Genomic DNA, 19,940 nt, shown 5'->3' with positions numbered 1-19,940 from the left:
AAGACAGGAAGGATTCATAGATGAAATCACTACTCGACCTGTTCAAGCAGTTCACGCCGGACGAGCATTTCGATGCCATCCGCATCGGCATCGCCTCGCCGGAGAAGATCCGTTCCTGGTCCTTCGGTGAAGTCAAGAAGCCGGAAACGATCAACTACCGCACCTTCAAGCCGGAGCGGGACGGCCTGTTCTGCGCCAAGATCTTCGGCCCGATCAAGGACTACGAGTGCCTGTGCGGCAAGTACAAGCGCCTGAAGCACCGCGGCGTGATCTGCGAGAAGTGCGGCGTGGAAGTGACCCAGACCAAGGTGCGCCGCGAGCGCATGGGCCACATCGACCTGGCCGCGCCCTGCGCGCACATCTGGTTCCTGAAGTCGCTGCCCTCGCGTCTCGGCCTCGTGCTGGACATGACGCTGCGCGACATCGAGCGCGTGCTGTACTTCGAGGCGTACGTCATCACCGACCCGGGCATGACCCCGCTGAAGAAGTTCGGCATCATGTCCGAGGACGACTTCGACGCGAAGCGCAAGGAATACGGTGACGAGTTCGTCGCCAAGATGGGCGCCGAGGGCATCAAGGACCTGCTGGAAGGCATCGACCTCGACATCGAGATCGAGAAGCTGCGCGGCGACCTGACCGGCTCCGAAGTCAAGGTCAAGAAGAACGCCAAGCGCCTGAAGGTGCTCGAGGCCTTCAAGAAGTCCGGCATGAAGCCGGAGTGGATGGTCATGGACGTCCTGCCCGTGCTGCCGCCGGACCTGCGTCCGCTGGTGCCGCTGGACGGCGGCCGCTTCGCGACCTCCGACCTGAACGACCTGTACCGCCGCGTCATCAACCGCAACTCGCGCCTCAAGCGCCTGCTGGAGCTGAAGGCGCCCGAGATCATCGCGCGCAACGAGAAGCGCATGCTGCAGGAAGCGGTGGACTCGCTCCTGGACAACGGCCGTCGCGGCAAGGCGATGACCGGCGCCAACAAGCGTGCCCTCAAGTCGCTGGCCGACATGATCAAGGGCAAGAGCGGCCGCTTCCGCCAGAACCTGCTGGGCAAGCGCGTCGACTACTCGGGCCGTTCGGTGATCACCGTGGGCCCGACCCTGAAGCTGCACCAGTGCGGCCTGCCGAAGCTGATGGCGCTGGAGCTGTTCAAGCCCTTCATCTTCTCGCGCCTGGAAGCCATGGGCATCGCCACCACCATCAAGGCGGCGAAGAAGGAAGTGGAAGCCGGCACGCCCGTCGTGTGGGACATCCTCGAAGAGGTCATCAAGGAGCACCCGGTCATGCTGAACCGCGCTCCGACGCTGCACCGCCTGGGCATCCAGGCCTTCGAGCCGATCCTGATCGAGGGCAAGGCGATCCAGCTGCACCCGCTCGTCTGCGCGGCGTTCAACGCCGACTTCGACGGCGACCAGATGGCCGTGCACGTCCCGCTGTCCGTGGAAGCGCAGATGGAAGCCCGCACGCTGATGCTGGCCTCCAACAACGTGCTGTTCCCGGCCAACGGCGAGCCCTCCATCGTGCCGTCGCAGGACGTGGTGCTGGGCCTGTACTACACGACCCGCGAGCGCACCAACGGCAAGGGCGAAGGCATGGTCTTCACCGACGTCGCCGAAGTGCTGCGCGCGCTGGACAACGGCGTGGTGGAACTCACCGCGAAGATCTCGGTGCGCCTGACCGAGTGGGAAAAGGACAAGGAAACCGGCCAGTTCGTGCCGAACACCAAGCTGTTCGACACCACGGCGGGCCGCGCGCTCCTGTCCGAGATCCTGCCGAAGGGCCTGCCCTTCAGCGTCCTGAACAAGGCGCTGAAGAAGAAGGAGATCAGCAAGCTGATCAACATCTCCTTCCGCAAGTGCGGCCTCAAGGAGACCGTGGTCTTCGCCGACAAGCTGCTGCAGAACGGCTTCCGCCTCGCGACCAAGGCCGGCATCTCGATCGCCATCGACGACATGCTGGTGCCCGCGCAGAAGCACGACATCATCGAGCGCTCCGAGAAGGAAGTGAAGGAGATCGAGCAGCAGTACGTCTCGGGCCTCGTCACCGCCGGCGAGCGCTACAACAAGGTGGTGGACATCTGGGGCAAGGCCGGCGACGAAGTGTCCAAGGTCATGATGGCCCAGCTCGCCAAGGAGAAGGTGGTCGACCGCAACGGCAAGGAAGTGGAGCAGGAGTCCTTCAACTCCATCTACATGATGGCCGACTCGGGCGCCCGCGGTTCCGCCGCGCAGATCCGCCAGCTGGCGGGCATGCGGGGCCTGATGGCCAAGCCGGACGGCTCGATCATCGAGACGCCCATCACGGCCAACTTCCGCGAAGGCCTGAACGTGCTGCAGTACTTCATCTCCACCCACGGCGCCCGCAAGGGCCTCGCGGACACGGCGCTGAAGACCGCGAACTCGGGCTACCTGACCCGCCGTCTCGTCGACGTGACGCAGGACCTGGTCGTGACCGAGGTCGATTGCGGCACCTCCGAAGGCTCGCTGATGCGCGCCATCGTCGAGGGTGGCGAAGTGATCGAGTCGCTGCGCGACCGCATCCTCGGCCGCGTGGCTGCCGAAGACGTGCTGCACCCGGAAACGCGCGCGGTCATGGTGAGCGCCGCGACGATGCTGGACGAAGACCTGATCGACGAGCTGGAAGCAGCCGGCGTCGACGAGGTCAAGGTCCGCACGGCACTGAACTGCGCGACGCGCTTCGGCCTGTGCGCCAAGTGCTACGGCCGCGACCTGGGCCGCGGCGGCATGGTGAACGTCGGCGAAGCCGTCGGCGTGATCGCTGCCCAGTCCATCGGCGAGCCGGGCACGCAGCTGACGATGCGGACCTTCCACATCGGCGGTGCCGCTTCGCGCGCCGCCGTGGCTTCCAGCGTGGAAGCGAAGTCCGCGGGCATCGTGGGCTTCAACACCACGATGCGCTACGTGACCAACAGCAAGGGCGAACTGGTCGTCATCTCGCGTTCGGGCGAAATCGTGATCCACGACGAGCACGGCCGCGAGCGCGAGCGCCACAAGGTGCCGTACGGCGCCACGCTGACGGTGAAGGCCGACCAGTCCATCAAGGCCGGCACGATCCTCGCCAACTGGGACCCGCTGACCCGACCCATCATCACGGAATTCGCCGGCAAGGTGAAGTTCGAGAACGTGGAAGAGGGCCTGACGGTGGCCAAGCAGGTGGACGAGGTCACGGGCCTGTCCACGCTGGTGGTGATCGACCCGAAGCGCCGCGGCTCCGCCAAGGTGGTGCGTCCGCAGGTGAAGCTGGTCGACCCGTCCGGCAACGAGGTGAAGATCCCCGGCACCGACCACTCGGTGACGATCGCCTTCCAGGTGGGCGCGCTGATCCAGGTGCGCGACGGCCAGGACGTGGGCCCCGGCGAAGTGCTGGCCCGCATCCCGGTCGAGGGCCAGAAGACCCGCGACATCACGGGTGGCCTGCCCCGCGTGGCCGAACTGTTCGAGGCGCGTTCGCCGAAGGACAAGGGCGTGCTCGCCGAGATGACCGGCACCGTGTCGTTCGGCAAGGAGACCAAGGGCAAGATCCGCCTGCAGATCACCGACCCGGAAGGCAAGGTCTGGGAAGAACTCGTGCCGAAGGAGAAGAACATCCTGGTGCACGAAGGCCAGGTGGTGAACAAGGGCGAATCCGTGGTCGACGGCCCGGCCGATCCGCAGGACATCCTGCGCCTGCTGGGCATGGAAGAACTCGCGCGCTACATCGTCGATGAAGTGCAGGACGTCTACCGCCTCCAGGGCGTGAAGATCAACGACAAGCACATCGAGGTGATCGTTCGCCAGATGCTGCGTCGCGTGGTCGTCGAGAACCCGGGCGAGTCCGACTACATCGCCGGCGAACAGGTCGAGCGGTCCGAGATCCTGGACACGAACGACCGCCTGCGCGGCGAGGGCAAGATCCACGCGACCTACAGCAACCTGCTGCTCGGCATCACGAAGGCCTCGCTGTCGACCGACTCGTTCATCTCCGCGGCTTCCTTCCAGGAAACCACGCGCGTGCTGACCGAGGCGGCGATCATGGGCAAGCGCGACGAGCTGCGTGGCCTGAAGGAAAACGTGATCGTGGGTCGCCTGATCCCCGCCGGCACCGGCATGGCCTACCACGTGGCGCGCAAGGCGAAGGACCAGATGGACGAGGCCGAGCGCCGCGCCATCGCCGACGCCGAGGCCGCGGAACTGGCCAGCGTGACGGAAGGCGCCGGCTCGGAGACGAACGAAGGCACGACCGCCGCCGAATAAGCGGCTTTCCGCCTAAACTGCGGGCGCCATCCCTTCCGGGGTGGCGCCCTTTTTCATGCAGACGTCGTCCTTCCTTCCCTGGGTGCTCGCGGCGCTCGCCCTGTTCTGGGCGGTGGGCGCGTACAACCGGCTCGTGCGCCTGCGCTCCGATGCGAACGCGGCGTTCGCGGCGCTGGAGGCGGAACTCTCCAAGCAGGTGAAGCTGGTGCACGCCTGCGTGCCGCCGGAGGAGGAACAGGCGCAGTCGCAGTTCACCGGCGGCAGCGCGTTCTGGGGCGGCCTGCAGGGCGCGGCAGCGCAGCTCTCCGCCACGCTCGGTTCCGCGCGCGCCAAGCCGCTGGACGCGGAGCGCATCGCTGCGCTCGGCGCGGCGCAGGAGGTCCTGGCCATGGCGTGGGATCGCGCGGAACGCGACGACGCGCACGACCTCGCCGGCCCGCGCCTGCCCGAGGACTTCAGCAGCGAACGCCAGCAGCTCGAACGCATGACGCAGGCGGCCACCGAGCACTTCAACGTGGCCGTGCGCAACTACAACGACGCGATCGCGCAGTTCCCCGCGGCGCTGCTCGCCTGGCTGTTCGGGTTCCAGCCCGCGCGCGGGCTGCGCGCCAGGCCCTGAAGCCATCCCGCGAAGGTCGTTGCCGCTGTGCCGCGGTCGTCGTAGAGTCGCCTCTCCACGAGGAGACCACGAATGAGAACGATCCCCTTCCTGCTCGCGCTCGCTGCGCCCGCGGCGGCGCTCGGCCAGTCACCCGATGCCTTGCAGGTCCGCACGCTCGCGGCGACCTGCGCCAACTGCCACGGCACCGACGGCCGCGCGGTGCAGGGCTCGTCGGTCCCCGGCCTCGCGGGCATGCCCGCCGGCTACATGATGGAGCAGCTGCGGTCCTTCCGTGACGGCAGCCGGCCGGCCACGGTGATGCACCAGATCGCGAAGGGCTTCAACGACGCCCAGTTGCAGCAGCTCGCGGCCTGGTTCGCCGCGCAGAAGAAGTGAGGCCCGCCATGCAAAGACGTTCCTTCCTCCAGGGCTCCGCGGCTCTTTCGCTCCTCGGCCTCGGCGCCTGCGCCACCACCAGCAGCATCCCCGCGAAGGCGCAGGTCGTCGTGATCGGCGGCGGCTACGGCGGCGCCACCGCGGCGAAGTACGTGCGCATGCTGTCCGAGAACAGGATCGGCGTGGTGGTCATCGAGCCGAACGAAACCTTCGTCTCCTGCCCGCTTTCGAACCTCGTGGTGGGCGGCAGCCGCCAGATCGCCGAGCTCTCGCGCCCGTACACCGGGCTGGAGCGCAACCACGGCGTGCGCGTGGTGCGCGACCTCGCGCAGGCCGTCGACACGCAGCGCAAGGTGGTCACGCTCGCGGGCGGCGCCAGCATCGGCTACGACATGCTGGTCGTGTCACCCGGCGTGGACCTGCAGTTCGACGCCATCGAAGGCCTGCGGGCGGCGAACGCGTCCGGCCAGGTGCTGCAGGCCTGGAAGGCGGGGCCCGAGACCGTCGCCCTGCGGCGGCAGCTCGAGGCGATGCCGGACGGCGGCACCTACGCGATCACGATTCCCGAGCAGCCCTACCGCTGCCCGCCGGGGCCTTACGAGCGCGCGTGCCAGGTCGCGTGGTACTTCCGCCAGGCCAAGCCGCGCAGCAAGGTGCTGGTGCTCGACGCCAACCCCGACGTCACGTCCAAGGGCGCGTTGTTCAAGAGGGTGTGGGCCGAGCAGTACCGCGGCATGGTGGAGTACCGGCCGCAGCACAAGGTGATGGCCGTCGACGCGCGGGCGGGCCTCGTCAGGTTCGAGGTGCCGGACGACGTGAAGGCCGACGTGCTCAACGTGCTGCCCCCGATGCGCGCGGGCACGATCGCGCAGCAGGCGGGCCTGAACAACCTGGCCAACAACCGCTGGTGCGGCGTCGACTTCCAGACGTTCGAATCGACCGCCGCGAAAGACGTCTACGTGCTCGGCGACGCGATCCAGGTCGCGCCGCTGATGCCCAAGAGCGGCCACATGGCGAACAACCACGCCAAGGTCGCCGCCGCGGCCATCGTCGCGCGGCTCTCCGGCTGGGAGGTGAACCCGCGTCCGATGCTCACCAACACCTGCTACAGCTACGTGGACAACGCGAACGTGATCCACGTGGCCAGCGTGCACGAGTACGTCGCCGCGGAGAAGACCTTCAAGACCGTCGCCGGCTCGGGTGGCCTGAGCGCCGTGCCGAACGCGGCCGAAGGGGCGTATGCCTGGAGCTGGGCGCAGAACATCTGGGCCGACATGCTCGGGTGAGGACGGAGGGCGGATGACACAATGACGTGAACGTCATTGGTCCTCGATGCAGAGCGAAAGTCATCCGTCCTCCCCGCCCCTGTGGCGGCAGCTCCAGGCTGCCGCGTCCGTCCTCGCAGCGGTACGGCGGGGCGAGTCGGCCACGCCCGCGATCGCCGCCGTCGACGCGCCGCTGCGCCCCGCGGCGCAGGCGCTCTCGTTCCAGGTGCTGCGCCAGCTCGGGCGCGCCGAAGCGCTGCGGCGGCGCCTGGCCAAGCGGGGACCGCCGCCCGCCGCCGACGCCTTGCTCTGCACCGCGCTCGCGCTGGCCTGGAGCGAGGACGACGCGCCGTACCCCGCCTTCACGCTGGTCGACCAGGCGGTCGAGGCAGCCAAGCGCTGGCCGCAGACCCGCCCGCAGCAGGGCTTCATCAATGCCTGCCTGCGCCGCTTCCTGCGCGAGCGCGAGCAGCTCGTGGCCGAGGCCGAGGAAGAGCCCGTCGCGCACTGGAACCACCCGCGCTGGTGGATCGCGCGCCTGCAGCAGGACTGGCCGCAGCGCTGGGAGGAGATCCTCCAGGCGAACAACCGTCCCGCGCCCATGACGCTGCGCGTCAACACGCACCGCATCTCGCGCGAGCCCCTGCGCGACCTGCTGGCCGCCGCGCACATAGGGTCCGAGCCCGTCGGCGCGCACGGCCTGCTGCTGGACCGCGCCCACCCCGTGCAGGCCATCCCCGGCTTCGCGGAAGGCCTGTGGTCCGTGCAGGACGCCGGCGCGCAGCTCGCCGCCGAGCTCCTCGTGCCCGGCCTGCCGCCCAACGCGAGCGTGCTCGACGCCTGCGCGGCCCCCGGCGGCAAGACCGCCCACATCTGCGAACTCGCCCCGGGCGCGCAGGTGCTGGCGCTGGACGTGGACCCGGTGCGCTGCGAGCGCATCCACCAGAACCTGGAGCGCCTGGGGCTGCACGCGGACGTGCGCACGGCCGACGCCGGCGAGCCCGGCTACTGGTGGGACGGCCAGCTCTTCGACGCGATCCTGCTGGACGCGCCCTGCACCGCCTCCGGCATCGTGCGCCGCCACCCGGACGTGCGCTGGCTGCGGCGCGAGAAGGATGTCACACAGCTGGCGGAACAGCAGGAGCGGTTGCTCACTGCGCTCTGGCCCCTCTTGAAACCTGGCGGGCGGCTGGTGTACTGCACCTGCTCGGTGTTCCGCGCGGAGGGCGAGGCGCAGGTCCGGGCGTTTCTTGCGCACAACACCACGGCCGTTTCGCGGCCCGCGCCCGGCCATTTATGGCCCCGCCATGCCGGGGACGGGGGCCCCCTCCCGGACAATTCACCGAGTGACCACGACGGCTTCTTCTATGCGGTGCTGGAAAAGAGTGCACTGGATGCACCGGCCCGCCAGGATGATTGAGCGGCGTGCCTGGTCGTGGCTGATCGCCTGCCTGCTGCTGGTCGCCCCCCTCGGATGGGCCCAGGTGAACCCGGCCGAGGTCACCCAGCTGCACGTGGAGCGCACCGATGACGGCGTGCTGCTCAGCGCGACGGTGCAGTTCGAGCTGCCGCAGGCCGTGGAAGACGCCCTGGCCAAGGGCATTCCCATGTACTTCGTGGCCGAAGCGGCGATCTACCGCGACCGCTGGTACTGGTACGACAAGCGCGTGGCCTTCGCGACCCGGCACATGCGCCTGGCCTACCAGCCGCTCACGCGCCGCTGGCGCCTGCAGGTCTCCTCGCAGCCGATCGGCAGCTCGGGCCTGATCCTCGGCCAGATGTTCGACAGCCGGGACGAGGCCCTCGCCGCCATCCAGCGCGTTTCGCGCTGGCGGATCGCCGATCCGTCGGACGTGGACCCCGACGCCACGCACAACATCGACTTCCGCTTCCGCCTCGACGTCTCCCAGCTGCCGCGCCCCTTCCAGATCGGCGCGGTGGGCCAGGCGGAGTGGATCATCCTCGCCGTACGCAACCAGCGACTCGTCCTCGAACACCGGTGAACCCGCCCCGCTCGCCCGAAGGACCGCCCCGCAAGCTGATCGAAAGCTCGAAGGCGTGGCGCTGGGCCATCGTGGTCGGCGTCACCGTGGCCCTGGGCATCGCCATCGTGCTGATGTTCCTGCTCACGCAGGCGACCAACAACCGCGAGTTCTACGAGCGCAACTACGGCCGCCTGTTCGTGCTGAACATGGTGGTGGCCGGCCTCCTGCTGGCCGTCATCCTGTGGGTGTTCGTGCGGCTGGCCTCTCGCCTGCGGCGGGGCAAGTTCGGCAGCCGCCTGCTGGTGAAGCTCGCGGCCATCTTCACGCTGGTGGGGCTGGTGCCCGGCGTGCTGATCTACGTCGTGTCGTACCAGTTCGTCTCGCGCTCCATCGAGACCTGGTTCGACGTGAAGGTGGAAGGCGCGCTCGACGCGGGCCTGAACCTGGGGCGGGCCACCCTCGACACCCTCTCGAGCGACCTCGCCGGCAAGACGCGCAGCGCCGCGGGCCAGCTGTCCGAAACCCCCGACGCCACCGCGGGCCTGACGCTGGAGCGCATCCGCGAACAGCTCGGCGCCACCGACGTGGTGCTGTGGAACGCCGGCGGCCAGATGATCGCCAGCGCCGGGCAGTCGCGCTTCCAGATCAATCCCGAGCGGCCGACGCCGCAGCAACTGCGCACGGTGCGCACGCAGCGCACGTTCACCGTGGTCGAGGGGCTGGAGGACCCGGCCTTCGCCACGGCCAACGGCGCGCGCATCAAGGCGATCGTGCCGGTGCCGCAGCCCAGCCTGGGGCTGCTCGCGGAAGCGCGCTTCCTCCAGTCCACGGTGACGATCCCGCCGACGCTGGTCGCCAACGCCATCGCGGTGCAGGAAGCGAACCGCGAATACCAGGAGCGCGCGCTCGCGCGCGAGGGCCTGCGGCGCATGTACATCGGCACGCTGACCCTCAGCCTCTTCCTCGCAGTGTTCGGCGCGGTGCTGCTGGCGATCATCCTGGGCAACCAGCTCGCGCGGCCCCTGCTGCTGCTGGCGGCCGGCGTGAGCGAGGTGGCGGCCGGCGACCTCTCGCCCAAGCCCGCGCTGCAGGGCAAGGACGAACTGGGCGGCCTCACGCGTTCCTTCGCCGACATGACGCAGCAGCTCGCCGAGGCGCGCGAGGCGGTCGAACTGAGCATGGAGCAGGTGAGCGCGGCGCGCGCCAACCTGCAGACGATCCTGGACAACCTCACCGCGGGCGTCATCGTGCTCGACCCCGAAGGACACATCCAGGCGTCGAACCCCGGCGCCTCGCGCATCCTGCGCATCCCGCTGGAGGACCACGAAGGCACGCCGATCTCGCAGGTGCCGGGGCTGGAGAGCTTCGGGCAGGCGGTGCAGCAGCGCTTCGACGAGTTCCTCACCGAGACGCAGATCGTCGACCACTGGCAGCAGCCCTTCGAACTGAACACCTCCCGCGGCCCCGAAGTGCCGGCCAACCTCGTGACGCTGGTGGCCCGCGGTGCGTCCATGCCCGGGGGCTCGCGCCTGCTGGTGCTGGACGACATTTCCGAGATCGTCTCCGCCCAGCGCGCGCAGGCCTGGGGCGAGGTCGCGCGGCGCCTGGCGCACGAGATCAAGAACCCGCTGACGCCGATCCAGCTCTCGGCCGAGCGCTTGGAAATCAAGCTGGCCTCCAAGCTGCCGGACGCGGAAAGGGCGATGCTGACCAAGTCCGTGCACACCATCGTCGACCAGGTCGACTCGATGAAGCGGCTGGTCAACGAGTTCCGCGACTATGCGCGGCTGCCCGCGGCGGAGCTCAAGCCGGTGGACCTGAACGGCCTGGTCAACGACGTGCTGCACCTCTATGCCCGCGAAGGCGACGAGGCCCGCGGGTCCTCCCACGTCCCGGTGCGGGCGGAGCTGGATCCGGCGTGCCCGCGCATCCTGGGCGACCCGCAGCAGCTGCGGCAGGTGATCCACAACCTGCTGCAGAACGCGCAGGACGCCACCGAAGGCCGCCCGCGGCCGGACGTGCTGGTGCGCACGCAATGGAGCGAGGCATCACGCCGCGTGCGGCTGGTGGTACAGGACAACGGGAGCGGTTTCCCGGACCACATCCTCAAGCGCGCGTTCGAGCCTTATGTGACCACCAAGTCCAAGGGCACCGGCCTGGGGCTGGCCGTCGTGAAAAAAATCGCGGATGAGCATGGCGCGCGAATCGATCTGAAGAATCGGATGGCGGAGGGTGTCATCCAGGGGGCCCAAGTGTCGTTATCATTTGGAGTTGCGAGTTAACAACAGGGCCCGGCAAGCGGGCCCGAGGCAGAGAGGGCAATGGCAAACATTCTGGTGGTGGACGACGAGCTCGGGATCCGGGACCTGTTGTCCGAGATCCTCAACGACGAGGGACACACCGTCGAACTCGCGGAAAACGCGGCGCAGGCGCGCGCGGCGCGGCAGCGCATGCGGCCCGACCTGGTGCTGCTGGACATCTGGATGCCGGACACGGACGGCGTCACGCTCCTGAAGGAGTGGTCCACGACGGGGCTGCTCACCATGCCGGTGATCATGATGAGCGGCCACGCGACGATCGAGACGGCAGTCGAGGCGACCAAGATCGGCGCGCACTCCTTCCTGGAGAAGCCGATCACGATGCAGAAGCTGCTGAAGGCGGTGGAAGCGGGACTCGCGCGCAATGGCGGTGGCGCCGCCGCCGCGGCCGTGCCGCTGCGCAAGCCCGGCATGGCCGGCGTGGTGCCGATGCCCGTGCAGGAACTGACCGTCGAAGCCGCCATGACCGGCGGCCAGGCGATCCCGCCCGTGGTGGAGATGGGCCCGCAGGCGCGCCAGATGTTCGAACTGGACAAGCCGCTTCGTGATGCGCGCGACGAATTCGAGAAGTGTTACTTCGAGTTCCATCTCGCGAAGGAAGGCGGCTCGATGACGCGCGTGGCGGAGAAGACCGGCCTGGAGCGCACGCACCTGTATCGCAAGCTCAAGCAGCTGGGCGTGGACCTCTCGCGCGGCAAGCGCGATCGCTCCGCAGCCTGATGCCTTGGCTCCCTCCCCTTCGGGGGAGGGTCGGGGTGGGGGCACGCACGGCATTCGAGCTTCGCGCGCTCTGCTCGGAGAAGGCTCTCTTCTCCCTGCTATAATCTCCCCTCTCACGGCCCGGTAGCTCAGTTGGTAGAGCAGCGGATTGAAAATCCGCGTGTCGGTGGTTCGATTCCGCCCCAGGCCACCAGATCCCAGCGCCCCCGCAACCTTCGGTTCCGGGGGCGTTTCCTCATCTGCGCCTGCCACTTTGCAGTTGTATCGGACGGCCTCGGCACGGGCGCCTTCCCCCGAACAGCCGAGCGGCCAGCGCGGCAGCCCATGGGATAATTTGCGGCCGCCCTGCATCGAGGGGCGGTGTGTCCATCCCCATGATTTCCGTGACCGGCGACGACTGCAGCATCGGCGCCCCTTTCCCGTCCGGCGCGTCCAGCGCGCGCGGCGAGGACCCAGCCCCATGAAAGTGACCCCCACCCGGCTTCCCGACGTCCTCATCCTCGAGCCCAAGGTGTTCGGCGACGCACGCGGCTTCTTCCTGGAGAGCTTCAACCAGAAGACCTTCGACGCGGCCGTCGGGCGCCACTACGAGTTCGTGCAGGACAACCACAGCCGCAGCGCCAAGGGCGTCCTGCGCGGCCTGCACTACCAGGTGGCGCAGACGCAGGGCAAGCTCGTGCGGGTCGTCAGCGGTGCCGTCTACGACGTGGCGGTCGACGTGCGGCGGAGCTCCCCCACCTTCGGCCAGTGGGTCGGGGTCGAGCTGACCGCCGAAGGCGGCAAGCAGCTGTGGATCCCGCCGGGCTTCGCGCACGGCTTCGTCGTCCTCAGCGAGACCGCCGACTTCCTCTACAAGACGACGGACTACTACGCGCCGCAGCACGAGCGCTCCATCGCCTGGAACGACCCGGAGATCGGCATCGAGTGGCCCGCGGGCCTGGTGCCGGTGCTCTCGGCGAAGGACAGCGCGGCGGCGTCGCTGCGCGAGGCGGAGGTCTTCGCTTGAACCCTCATGCGGCAGCACGCACCTCGCCGGCGGCGCTGGCCAGGAGTGTCTGGAGCAACCGCGAGCTGATCGCCGCGATGGTGAAGCGCGAGGTCGTGGGGCGCTACCGCGGTTCGGTGATGGGCCTGCTGTGGTCGCTGCTGACCCCGCTGCTGATGCTCGTGGTCTACACCTTCGTCTTCTCCGTGGTGCTGAAGGCGCGCTGGTCCGGCGGCCCGGCAGCCGGCGACGGGCACGGCCAGTTCGCCATCCTGCTGTTTTCCGGACTCATCGTGCACGGCCTGTTCGCCGAGGTGGTGAACCGCGCGCCCACGCTGGTCATCGGCAACGCCAACTACGTCAAGCGCGTCGTCTTCCCGCTCGAAGTGCTGCCCGTGATCACGGCGGGGGCGGCCCTGTTCCACGCGGCCGTGAGCTTCCTCGTACTGCTGGGTGGCGTCCTCGTGGCGACGGGCTCCATCCCCTGGACCGCGATCTTCTTCCCGCTCGTCGTCGCGCCCCTGCTGCTGCTCACGCTCGGTGTCGCGTGGTTCCTCGCGTCCCTGGGCGTGTACATGCGCGACGTCGGCCAGGTGGTGGGCCTGCTCACCACCGTCCTGCTGTTCCTGTCCCCCGTGTTCTTCCCGATCAGCGCCGTGCCGGAAGCGTTCCGCCCCTGGATGCACGTGAATCCGCTGACGTTCGTGATCGAGCAGGCGCGGGCCGTGATGGTCTTCGGCCAGCGGCCGGACCTCCAGGGCTGGGCCCTGTACAGCGTCGGCGCCTGCGTGTTCGCGTGGATCGGGTATGCCTGGTTCCAGAAGACGCGGAAGGGGTTCGCGGATGTCCTCTAGCGACTTCGCCGTCCGCGTGCAGGAGGTGGGCAAGTGCTACCACATCTACGACACGCCCCGTGACCGCCTCAAGCAGTTCATGCTGCCGCGCATGCGCCGGCTCGCGGGGCTGGGGCACAAGGACTACTACCGCGACTTCTGGGCCCTGCGCGACGTGTCGTTCGAACTGCGGCGCGGCGAGGCGATCGGCATCATCGGCCGCAACGGCTCCGGCAAGTCGACGCTGCTGCAGGTGCTGTGCGGGACGCTGAGTCCCACCACCGGCACGGTGGAAACGTCCGGCCGCGTGGCGGCGCTGCTGGAGCTGGGCGCGGGCTTCAATCCCGAATTCACCGGCCGCGAGAACGTCTACATGAACGCGGCGCTGCTCGGGCTGTCGCGCGAGCAGGTCGAGGCACGCTTCGATTCGATCGCGGCCTTCGCCGACATCGGCGACTTCCTCGAGCAGCCGGTGAAGATGTACTCCAGCGGCATGTTCGTGCGGCTCGCGTTCGCGGTGATCGCGCACGTGGACGCCGAGATCCTCGTCATCGATGAGGCGCTCGCCGTCGGGGACGCGCTCTTCGTGCAGAAGTGCATGCGCTTCATCCGCAAGTTCCGCGAGCAGGGGACGCTGCTGTACGTGAGCCACGATTCCGCGTCGGTGATGAACATCTGCGACCGCGCGATCTGGCTGCAGTCCGGCCGCGTGCAGCAGCAGGGCTCGGCCAAGGAAGTCTGCGAGGCGTACCTCGAGGACCTCTTCAGCGCGCTCGATGCGCAGGCGCAGAAGCAGCCCGCGGTCGCGGTGGAAACCATCGACGCAGAGCGCATCGAGCGCCTGCGGCAGCCCGGGCTCGCCTGGCGCGACCAGCGCGCGGACTTCCTGAACGCCAGCAACCTGCGCAACGACCTGGAAGTGTTCCGGTTCGAGGAGCGCAAGGACGCGGAATTCGGCGGCAAGGACGCGACGATCACCAACGCGCGCCTGCTGGACTCCAATGGCGAGCCCCTGAGCTGGGTCGTCGGCGGCGAGCGGGTGACGATGCGCATCGAGGCGCAGGCCCACGTCCCGGTGCGCAGCCCGATCTTCGGCTTCATGCTGCGCGACCGCCTGGGGCAGAACGTGTTCGGCGACAACAGCTACCTGGCGTGGCAGGGCAAGCCGCTGCACGTGAAGGCCGGCGCGAGCTTCGGCGCCGAATTCGAGTTCTACATGCCCTGGCTGGCGCAGGGCGACTACGTGTTCCAGGTGGCACTGGCGGAGGGCACGCAGGCCGACCACCGCCAGCTGCATTGGATCCACGATGCGATCGTCGTGCGTGCGCACCACGACGCGATCGCCACGGGGCTCATCGGCATCCCGATGATCGACATCCGCCTCGGCATGACGGAGCCTGCTCCCGTGGCGGCCGAGGCCGGCGCCGGAGAGCGCTCGTGAGGGGCGCTTCGGTCCTGCGTCGCGGAGCCTGGCGCATCGCGCGCGCGGCGAGCAGGCCGTTCCCGGCGCTCGCCGGCCTGGGGCGCGCGATCTCCTATTACGGATCGTTGCGGCTGGTCGCCGGCAAGGCCTGGCGCGTGCTGCGGCACGAGGGCTGGGCAGGCCTGCGGCGGCGCGCCCGCGTGATGATCGAAGTCGCGGCCGCGGCGCGCGCTCCCGGTGGATTCGCCGGCACCGCCGATGCGTTGTACGGTGCGGTGCCGGAGCCGGATGCCGGTTTCGCGCCCCGGGTCTCGGTGATCGTGCCGAACTACAACCACGCGCCCTACCTGCGCCGGCGCCTCGACTCGATCTATGCCCAGACCTACGGCAACGTCGAAGTCATCCTTCTGGACGACTGCTCCAGCGACGACAGCCGCGAGATCCTGCTCGACTACGCGCGCCGCCATGCGGGCAACACGCGCACGTGCTTCAACGAGGTGAATTCCGGCGGCGTGTTCCACCAGTGGGCACGTGCGCTGGAGCTCGCCACGGGCGAACTGGTGTGGATCGCGGAAAGCGACGACTACTGCGAGCCCAACTTCCTGGCCGAGCTGGTGCGCTACTTCCGCAACGAGGCAGTGATGCTCGCCTTCGCGCGCACGGACTTCGTCGACGACGCGGGCACGGTCGTGTGGCCGATGGAGCGGCTGATGGCCGAGCGCCTCCCCGGACTGGCGAACAAGCCCTTCATCCGCTCCGCGCACGCTCTGGTGAACCAGGCCTGGGGCGTGAAGAACATCGTGCCCAACGTCAGCAGCGCCTTGTTCCGGCACCCCGGAAGCCTGCCCCTGCTGCAGGACGCGAAGTGGCGCGACCTGCGCCTGTGCGGCGACTGGATCTTCTACCTGCACCTCGTGCGCGGCGGCCTGGTGGGCTACAGCCCCGCCACGAAGAACTACTACCGCCAGCACGATCGGGGCACCGCTTTCGCGACTCGCAAGCGCGATACCTATTACCAGGAGCTCGAAACGGTCGCGACCGAACTCCTGCGCCTCTACCGGCTCGGCGACGGCGTGCTGCAGGCGAACCGCGACGCCGCCTACCAGGACTGGTGTTCCCTCCGCGGCTTCGACACCCGGCCGGCGTTCGATCGCCTCTACAGCCTGGACCGCGCCCGCGCGGCCGCGGGGCCGCGCCAACCCAACATCCTCATGGTCGGCTTCGCGCTGATCGCGGGCGGCGGTGAAACCTTCCCGATCACGCTGGCGAACCAGTTGAAGCGGCGCGGGCAGGCGGTGAGCTTCCTGAACTTCCGCTACTCGCCCACGGAGCCGGGCGTGCGGCGCATGCTGCGCGCCGACGTGCCCCTGTTCGAACTCGATGCGCTCGGCAAGGTCGGCGCCCTGTGCGAGGACCTGGGCATCGAAGTGGCCCACTCGCACCACGCCTGGTCGGACAGCGTGCTGGCGGACTTCCTCGCGCGCCAGCCGGGCGTGCGGCAGGTCGTGACCCTGCACGGCATGTACGAGATGATGGCGCCGCAGGCATTCGCGGAGCTGCTGCCGAAGATGGAGCGGCGCATCGACCGCGTGGTCTACACGGCGGAGAAGAACCTGCGCCCGTTCAGCGCGGACTTCCGCGCGCGCAAGGGCTTCACCCGCATCGACAACGCGCTGGAGCCGAAGGACATCCATCCCGTCGACCGGGCGACGCTCGGCATCGGCGAGGGCGACTTCGTCCTGTGCCTCGTCTCGCGGGCGCTGCGGGAGAAGGGCTGGGAGGAGGCGATCCTCGCGGTGACCAAGGCGCAGCAGCGCAGCGCGCGCACGATCCACCTGGTGCTGATCGGCGAGGGCGAGGAGTACGACCGCCTGAAACCCGTGCACGAGAGCGGGACGATCCACTTCCTCGGCTTCCGGCCGAACATCCGTGACTATTTCGCGATGGCCGACATGGGTTTCCTGCCTTCGCGGTTCCCGGGGGAAAGCGCGCCGCTGGTGGTGATCGACTCCCTCTGGGCAGGCCGGCCGGTGATCGCCAGCCGGATCGGGGAGATTCCCAGGATGCTGGAAGGCCGCGACGGCCTCGCCGGCGCACTCTTCGATCTCGAGGATTTCTCGATCGACATCGACAGGCTGGCCACGGTGGTGGCGGGCGTCGCAAACGACAGCGTCGCGTACGGGCGCATGCGGGACCAGGTGCCCCATGCCGTGCGCAAGTTCGACCCGGAGGTCATGGTGGTCAAGTATGAAAGCGTGTACCAGGAAGTCGCCGCCGCGGGGCGGCCGGAGGTGACGCCATGACGCGCACCTGCCTCGTGCTCGGCGCCGGCGGCTTCATCGGCGCGTCGGTCACGGAGCGGCTCCTTGCCGAAGGATGGCTGGTGCGCGGCTTCGACCGCCCCGGCGTCAAGGTGCCGCGGCCGCTCGTCCAGGCCACCGGCCTGGCCTGGGTCGCGGGCGACTTCCAGGATGGTGCGGCACTGGGTGCGGCGCTCGAGGGCGTCGACGCCGTCGTGCACCTCGTTTCCACGACGTTGCCGAAGAACTCCAACGAGGCGCCGATCCACGACGTCGAGACCAACCTGGTCGCGACCCTCCGGCTGCTCTCGCTCATGGTCGACAAGCAGGTCCGCAGGATCGTGTATGCCTCCTCGGGCGGCACGGTGTACGGCATCCCGAGGTCCGTGCCGATCCGGGAAGACCATCCCACGCAGCCGGAGGTCTCCTACGGCATCACCAAGCTGGCGATCGAGAAATACCTGTACCTGTTCGGCCGCCTGCATGGCCTGCGGCCGGTGTCGCTGCGCATCGCCAATCCCTACGGGGGACTGCAGCGGATCGACACCGCGCAGGGCGCCGTGGCGGCCTTCCTGCACCGGGCGCTGCGCGGCGAGGCGGTGGAGATCTGGGGCGACGGCTCCGTCACGCGCGACTACCTGCACGTGAACGACGTGGCGACCGCATTCGCCTGTGCGCTGCGTTACGAGGGCGCCCACCAGGTGTTCAACATCGGCTCGGGCCACGGCGTGAGCCTGAACGAACTCGCGGCAGCCATCGAGGCCGAGACCGGGCGGCCCTTGGCGCGGCAGTACCTGCCCGGCCGCAATTTCGACGTGCCGGTCAGCGTCCTGGACAATTCGCTGGCGCGCGCCGAACTGGGCTGGAGCCCGGCGATCGGGCTCGCCGAGGGCCTGCGCATGACGGCCGCAGCCATCGCACGCTAGCAAGGCCGGTGCCGCCCGCGCGCGGCACCGCCGCTGGGCTGCCCAGGCGGGCAGCCGACAAGGAAACCAAGACCCATGCATCCCTCCGCCCTGAATTTCGGCAAGCTGTTCTACGAGGCCTACTGCTCCACGCTGCAGGGAGCCGTGGTCCACGATGTCGGCGCGCAGAACGTCAATGGTTCGCTGCGCGACGTGCTGCCGCCGCACCTCGGCTATGTCGGCGTCGACTTCGTCGCAGGCAAGGGCGTCGACATCGTGCTGGAGGACCCGTACCGGCTGCCCTTCGCGGACGAGAGCCTGGACGTCATCGTCTGCAGCTCGTGCTTCGAGCACTCGCAGTTCTTCTGGCTCGTGTTCCTCGAGATGCTGCGGGTGCTCAAGCCGCAGGGGCTGCTGTACATCAACGTTCCCAGCAACGGCACCATCCACCGCTATCCCGTGGATTGCTGGCGCTTCTATCCGGACGCGGGCCGTGCGCTCGAGGCCTGGGCGGCCCGCAACGGGCAGACCACGATGCTGCTGGAGTCCTTCGTGGGCGAGCGCTCGCCCGACAGCTACGAAAGCGGCGGTGCCTGGCACGACTACGTGGCCGTCTACGTGAAGGACAGGCAGCACGCGGGGGCGTATCCACGGCGCATGCTGGACTCCCTGGCCGTGTATTCCAGCGGCTACGACTCCCGCACGGGTGTGGAGACGCGCCCCGCCTTCCTCAGCCCCGACCAGGAAGCCGTGGTCGTGCGCGAGAAGGAGATCGCCGCGCTGCGGCAGGAGCTGGCGGACGCCCGGAACGAGATCGGCCGGCGGGAAGGGCGCGAGGCGGCCCTGCGGCGCCTCCTGGTCGCCCACGCGCTGCAGCTGCGGGAAAGCCGCAGCACCGAAGAAGCCATGGAGGCGCGGCTGGAGGAGCTGCTGCGGTCCCCCTCGTGGCGCCTGATGGCGCCTGCGCGCAAGACGATGTCCGCCGCGCGCAGCATGCGCTCCGGCGTCCGGGCGCTGGGCGGACGCCTGCGCGACGCGCGCCGCAACATCGTGGCGGCCGACGCGGCCCTGCTGCGCGCGTCCGGCCAGTTCGACGAAGCGTTCTATCGGACCGCCAATCCCGACTTGCCGCCGGAGGCGGACGCCATCGCCCACTATTGCCAGGTCGGCTGGCGGGAGGGGCGCGACCCGTCCCCCGCCTTCAGCACGCGGCACTATCTCGCGACCTACGCGGACATCCGGGAAGCCGGGATGAATCCCTTCGTGCACTACATCGCGGCCGGTGCGGCGGAACAGAGGCAGCCCCTGCCGTGGCCCGTGGCGACGGGGCCGGGGGAAGAACCGGATGCGCTGGACGCGGAGGTGCAGGTGATCCGGGCATCCGGCCAGTTCGACGAGGCCTATTACCGCGGCATGCATGCCGACCTCGGTTCGTCGGCCGACGCCGTGCGCCACTACTGCGAGCGCGGCTGGCGCGAGGGGCGCGATCCTTCTCCGCGGTTCAGCACCCGGCACTACCTCGAGGTCCATGCCGACGTGCGGGAGGCGGGCGTGAACCCGCTGTTCCATTCCATCGTGACGGCGCGCCGCCAGGCGCATCGCGGCGGAGGCCAGGGGGACGGCGACGGCGGCGAGCGGCGAGCGCGGGAGGCGGCCCTCGCCGCTGAGATCGAGCTGATCCGCCACTCCGGGCAGTTCGACGCGGACTATTACCGAGCGATGAACCCGGACCTGCAACCGCCGCCGGAAGACCCGGTGCGGCACTACTGCGAGCGAGGGTGGCGCGAAGGGCGCAACCCGTCCGACGCGTTCGACACGAAGGGCTACCTCGCGGAGTACCGCGACATCCGCGACGGCGGCGTGAACCCGTTCTGGCACTACCTCGTGGCGGGCGCGGCGGAGTTCCGCGATCCGCTGCCGGGTGCGGGTGCGACGTACGAGGACGACATCCGTTTCGGCGTG

General features: G+C 69.0%; 14 protein-coding genes and 1 tRNA gene. All 15 read left to right on the top strand.

What is annotated here, in order from left to right:
* Nucleotides 1-20 precede the first annotated feature (20 nt).
* Nucleotides 21-4,247 carry a DNA-directed RNA polymerase subunit beta' gene (rpoC, locus tag H8N03_RS21315; RefSeq protein ID WP_187078248.1) on the top strand — a complete coding sequence of 1,409 codons (4,227 nt, stop codon included), beginning with the start codon at nucleotides 21-23 and terminating at the stop codon, nucleotides 4,245-4,247.
* Between the two features lie 55 nt (nucleotides 4,248-4,302).
* Nucleotides 4,303-4,866, top strand: coding sequence for a LemA family protein (locus H8N03_RS21310; protein ID WP_187078247.1), 564 nt, complete (start codon nucleotides 4,303-4,305; stop codon nucleotides 4,864-4,866).
* A 72-nt stretch (nucleotides 4,867-4,938) separates the two neighbouring features.
* Nucleotides 4,939-5,244 carry a c-type cytochrome gene (locus tag H8N03_RS21305; RefSeq protein ID WP_187078246.1) on the top strand — a complete coding sequence of 102 codons (306 nt, stop codon included), beginning with the start codon at nucleotides 4,939-4,941 and terminating at the stop codon, nucleotides 5,242-5,244.
* A gap of 8 nt (nucleotides 5,245-5,252) precedes the next feature.
* Nucleotides 5,253-6,530 carry an NAD(P)/FAD-dependent oxidoreductase gene (locus H8N03_RS21300; protein WP_187078245.1) on the top strand — a complete coding sequence of 426 codons (1,278 nt, stop codon included), beginning with the start codon at nucleotides 5,253-5,255 and terminating at the stop codon, nucleotides 6,528-6,530.
* Nucleotides 6,531-6,576: 46 nt separating this feature from the next.
* Complete coding sequence (gene rsmB, locus H8N03_RS21295; protein WP_187078244.1) at nucleotides 6,577-7,929, top strand: 16S rRNA (cytosine(967)-C(5))-methyltransferase RsmB; 1,353 nt, start codon at nucleotides 6,577-6,579, stop codon at nucleotides 7,927-7,929.
* The gene (locus tag H8N03_RS21290) at nucleotides 7,904-8,512 is read left to right on the top strand and encodes a DUF4390 domain-containing protein (RefSeq protein WP_255428332.1); all 609 of its coding nucleotides are present in this window, start codon (nucleotides 7,904-7,906) and stop codon (nucleotides 8,510-8,512) included. The genes rsmB and H8N03_RS21290 overlap by 26 nt, the downstream gene beginning before the upstream one ends.
* Nucleotides 8,509-10,776, top strand: a complete 2,268-nt coding sequence (locus H8N03_RS21285; RefSeq protein ID WP_354005159.1) for an ATP-binding protein — start codon at nucleotides 8,509-8,511, stop codon at nucleotides 10,774-10,776. The genes H8N03_RS21290 and H8N03_RS21285 overlap by 4 nt, the downstream gene beginning before the upstream one ends.
* Nucleotides 10,777-10,815: 39 nt before the next feature.
* A complete protein-coding gene (locus tag H8N03_RS21280) occupies nucleotides 10,816-11,532 on the top strand; it encodes a response regulator (RefSeq protein ID WP_187078243.1) in 717 nt (238 codons plus the stop codon).
* 117 nt (nucleotides 11,533-11,649) lie between these two features.
* Nucleotides 11,650-11,725 (top strand) — tRNA-Phe (locus H8N03_RS21275).
* Between the two features lie 267 nt (nucleotides 11,726-11,992).
* Complete coding sequence (gene rfbC / locus H8N03_RS21270; protein WP_187078242.1) at nucleotides 11,993-12,538, top strand: dTDP-4-dehydrorhamnose 3,5-epimerase; 546 nt, start codon at nucleotides 11,993-11,995, stop codon at nucleotides 12,536-12,538.
* Nucleotides 12,535-13,371 (top strand): ABC transporter permease, encoded by an 837-nt coding sequence (locus H8N03_RS21265; protein ID WP_255428331.1) that lies wholly within the window; start codon nucleotides 12,535-12,537, stop codon nucleotides 13,369-13,371. Before rfbC ends, H8N03_RS21265 begins: the two co-directional genes overlap by 4 nt.
* Entirely contained in the window at nucleotides 13,361-14,791 is a 1,431-nt protein-coding gene (locus H8N03_RS21260) for an ABC transporter ATP-binding protein (protein WP_187078241.1), read from the top strand. The genes H8N03_RS21265 and H8N03_RS21260 overlap by 11 nt, the downstream gene beginning before the upstream one ends.
* Nucleotides 14,788-17,076, top strand: coding sequence for a glycosyltransferase (locus H8N03_RS21255; RefSeq protein ID WP_187078240.1), 2,289 nt, complete (start codon nucleotides 14,788-14,790; stop codon nucleotides 17,074-17,076). Before H8N03_RS21260 ends, H8N03_RS21255 begins: the two co-directional genes overlap by 4 nt.
* On the top strand, nucleotides 17,073-17,999 hold the full coding sequence (locus H8N03_RS21250) for an NAD-dependent epimerase/dehydratase family protein (protein WP_187078239.1): 927 nt from the start codon (nucleotides 17,073-17,075) through the stop codon (nucleotides 17,997-17,999). The genes H8N03_RS21255 and H8N03_RS21250 overlap by 4 nt, the downstream gene beginning before the upstream one ends.
* Before the next feature lie 75 nt (nucleotides 18,000-18,074).
* Nucleotides 18,075-19,940 (top strand): class I SAM-dependent methyltransferase (locus H8N03_RS26055; RefSeq protein ID WP_222623092.1); only part of this gene is annotated, 1,866 nt, incomplete at its 3' end.

Origin of the sequence: Ramlibacter cellulosilyticus (assembly GCF_014297465.1) — a bacterium.
In the GTDB taxonomy this organism is placed as follows: Bacteria; Pseudomonadota; Gammaproteobacteria; order Burkholderiales; family Burkholderiaceae_C; genus Ramlibacter; species Ramlibacter cellulosilyticus.
This window is presented reverse-complemented; position numbering and strand designations above follow the sequence as displayed.

Excerpts from the sequence above, each read along its gene's own strand:
- H8N03_RS21310 (WP_187078247.1), top strand. The coding sequence starts at position 4,303 with ATGCAGACGTCGTCCTTCCTTCCCTGGGTGCTCGCGGCGCTCGCCCTG.
- rpoC (WP_187078248.1), top strand. The coding sequence starts at position 21 with ATGAAATCACTACTCGACCTGTTCAAGCAGTTCACGCCGGACGAGCAT.
- H8N03_RS21305 (WP_187078246.1), top strand. The coding sequence starts at position 4,939 with ATGAGAACGATCCCCTTCCTGCTCGCGCTCGCTGCGCCCGCGGCGGCG.
- H8N03_RS21290 (WP_255428332.1), top strand. The coding sequence starts at position 7,904 with ATGCACCGGCCCGCCAGGATGATTGAGCGGCGTGCCTGGTCGTGGCTG.
- H8N03_RS21300 (WP_187078245.1), top strand. The coding sequence starts at position 5,253 with ATGCAAAGACGTTCCTTCCTCCAGGGCTCCGCGGCTCTTTCGCTCCTC.
- H8N03_RS21250 (WP_187078239.1), top strand. The coding sequence starts at position 17,073 with ATGACGCGCACCTGCCTCGTGCTCGGCGCCGGCGGCTTCATCGGCGCG.
- rfbC (WP_187078242.1), top strand. The coding sequence starts at position 11,993 with ATGAAAGTGACCCCCACCCGGCTTCCCGACGTCCTCATCCTCGAGCCC.
- H8N03_RS21260 (WP_187078241.1), top strand. The coding sequence starts at position 13,361 with ATGTCCTCTAGCGACTTCGCCGTCCGCGTGCAGGAGGTGGGCAAGTGC.
- H8N03_RS21280 (WP_187078243.1), top strand. The coding sequence starts at position 10,816 with ATGGCAAACATTCTGGTGGTGGACGACGAGCTCGGGATCCGGGACCTG.
- rsmB (WP_187078244.1), top strand. The coding sequence starts at position 6,577 with ATGCAGAGCGAAAGTCATCCGTCCTCCCCGCCCCTGTGGCGGCAGCTC.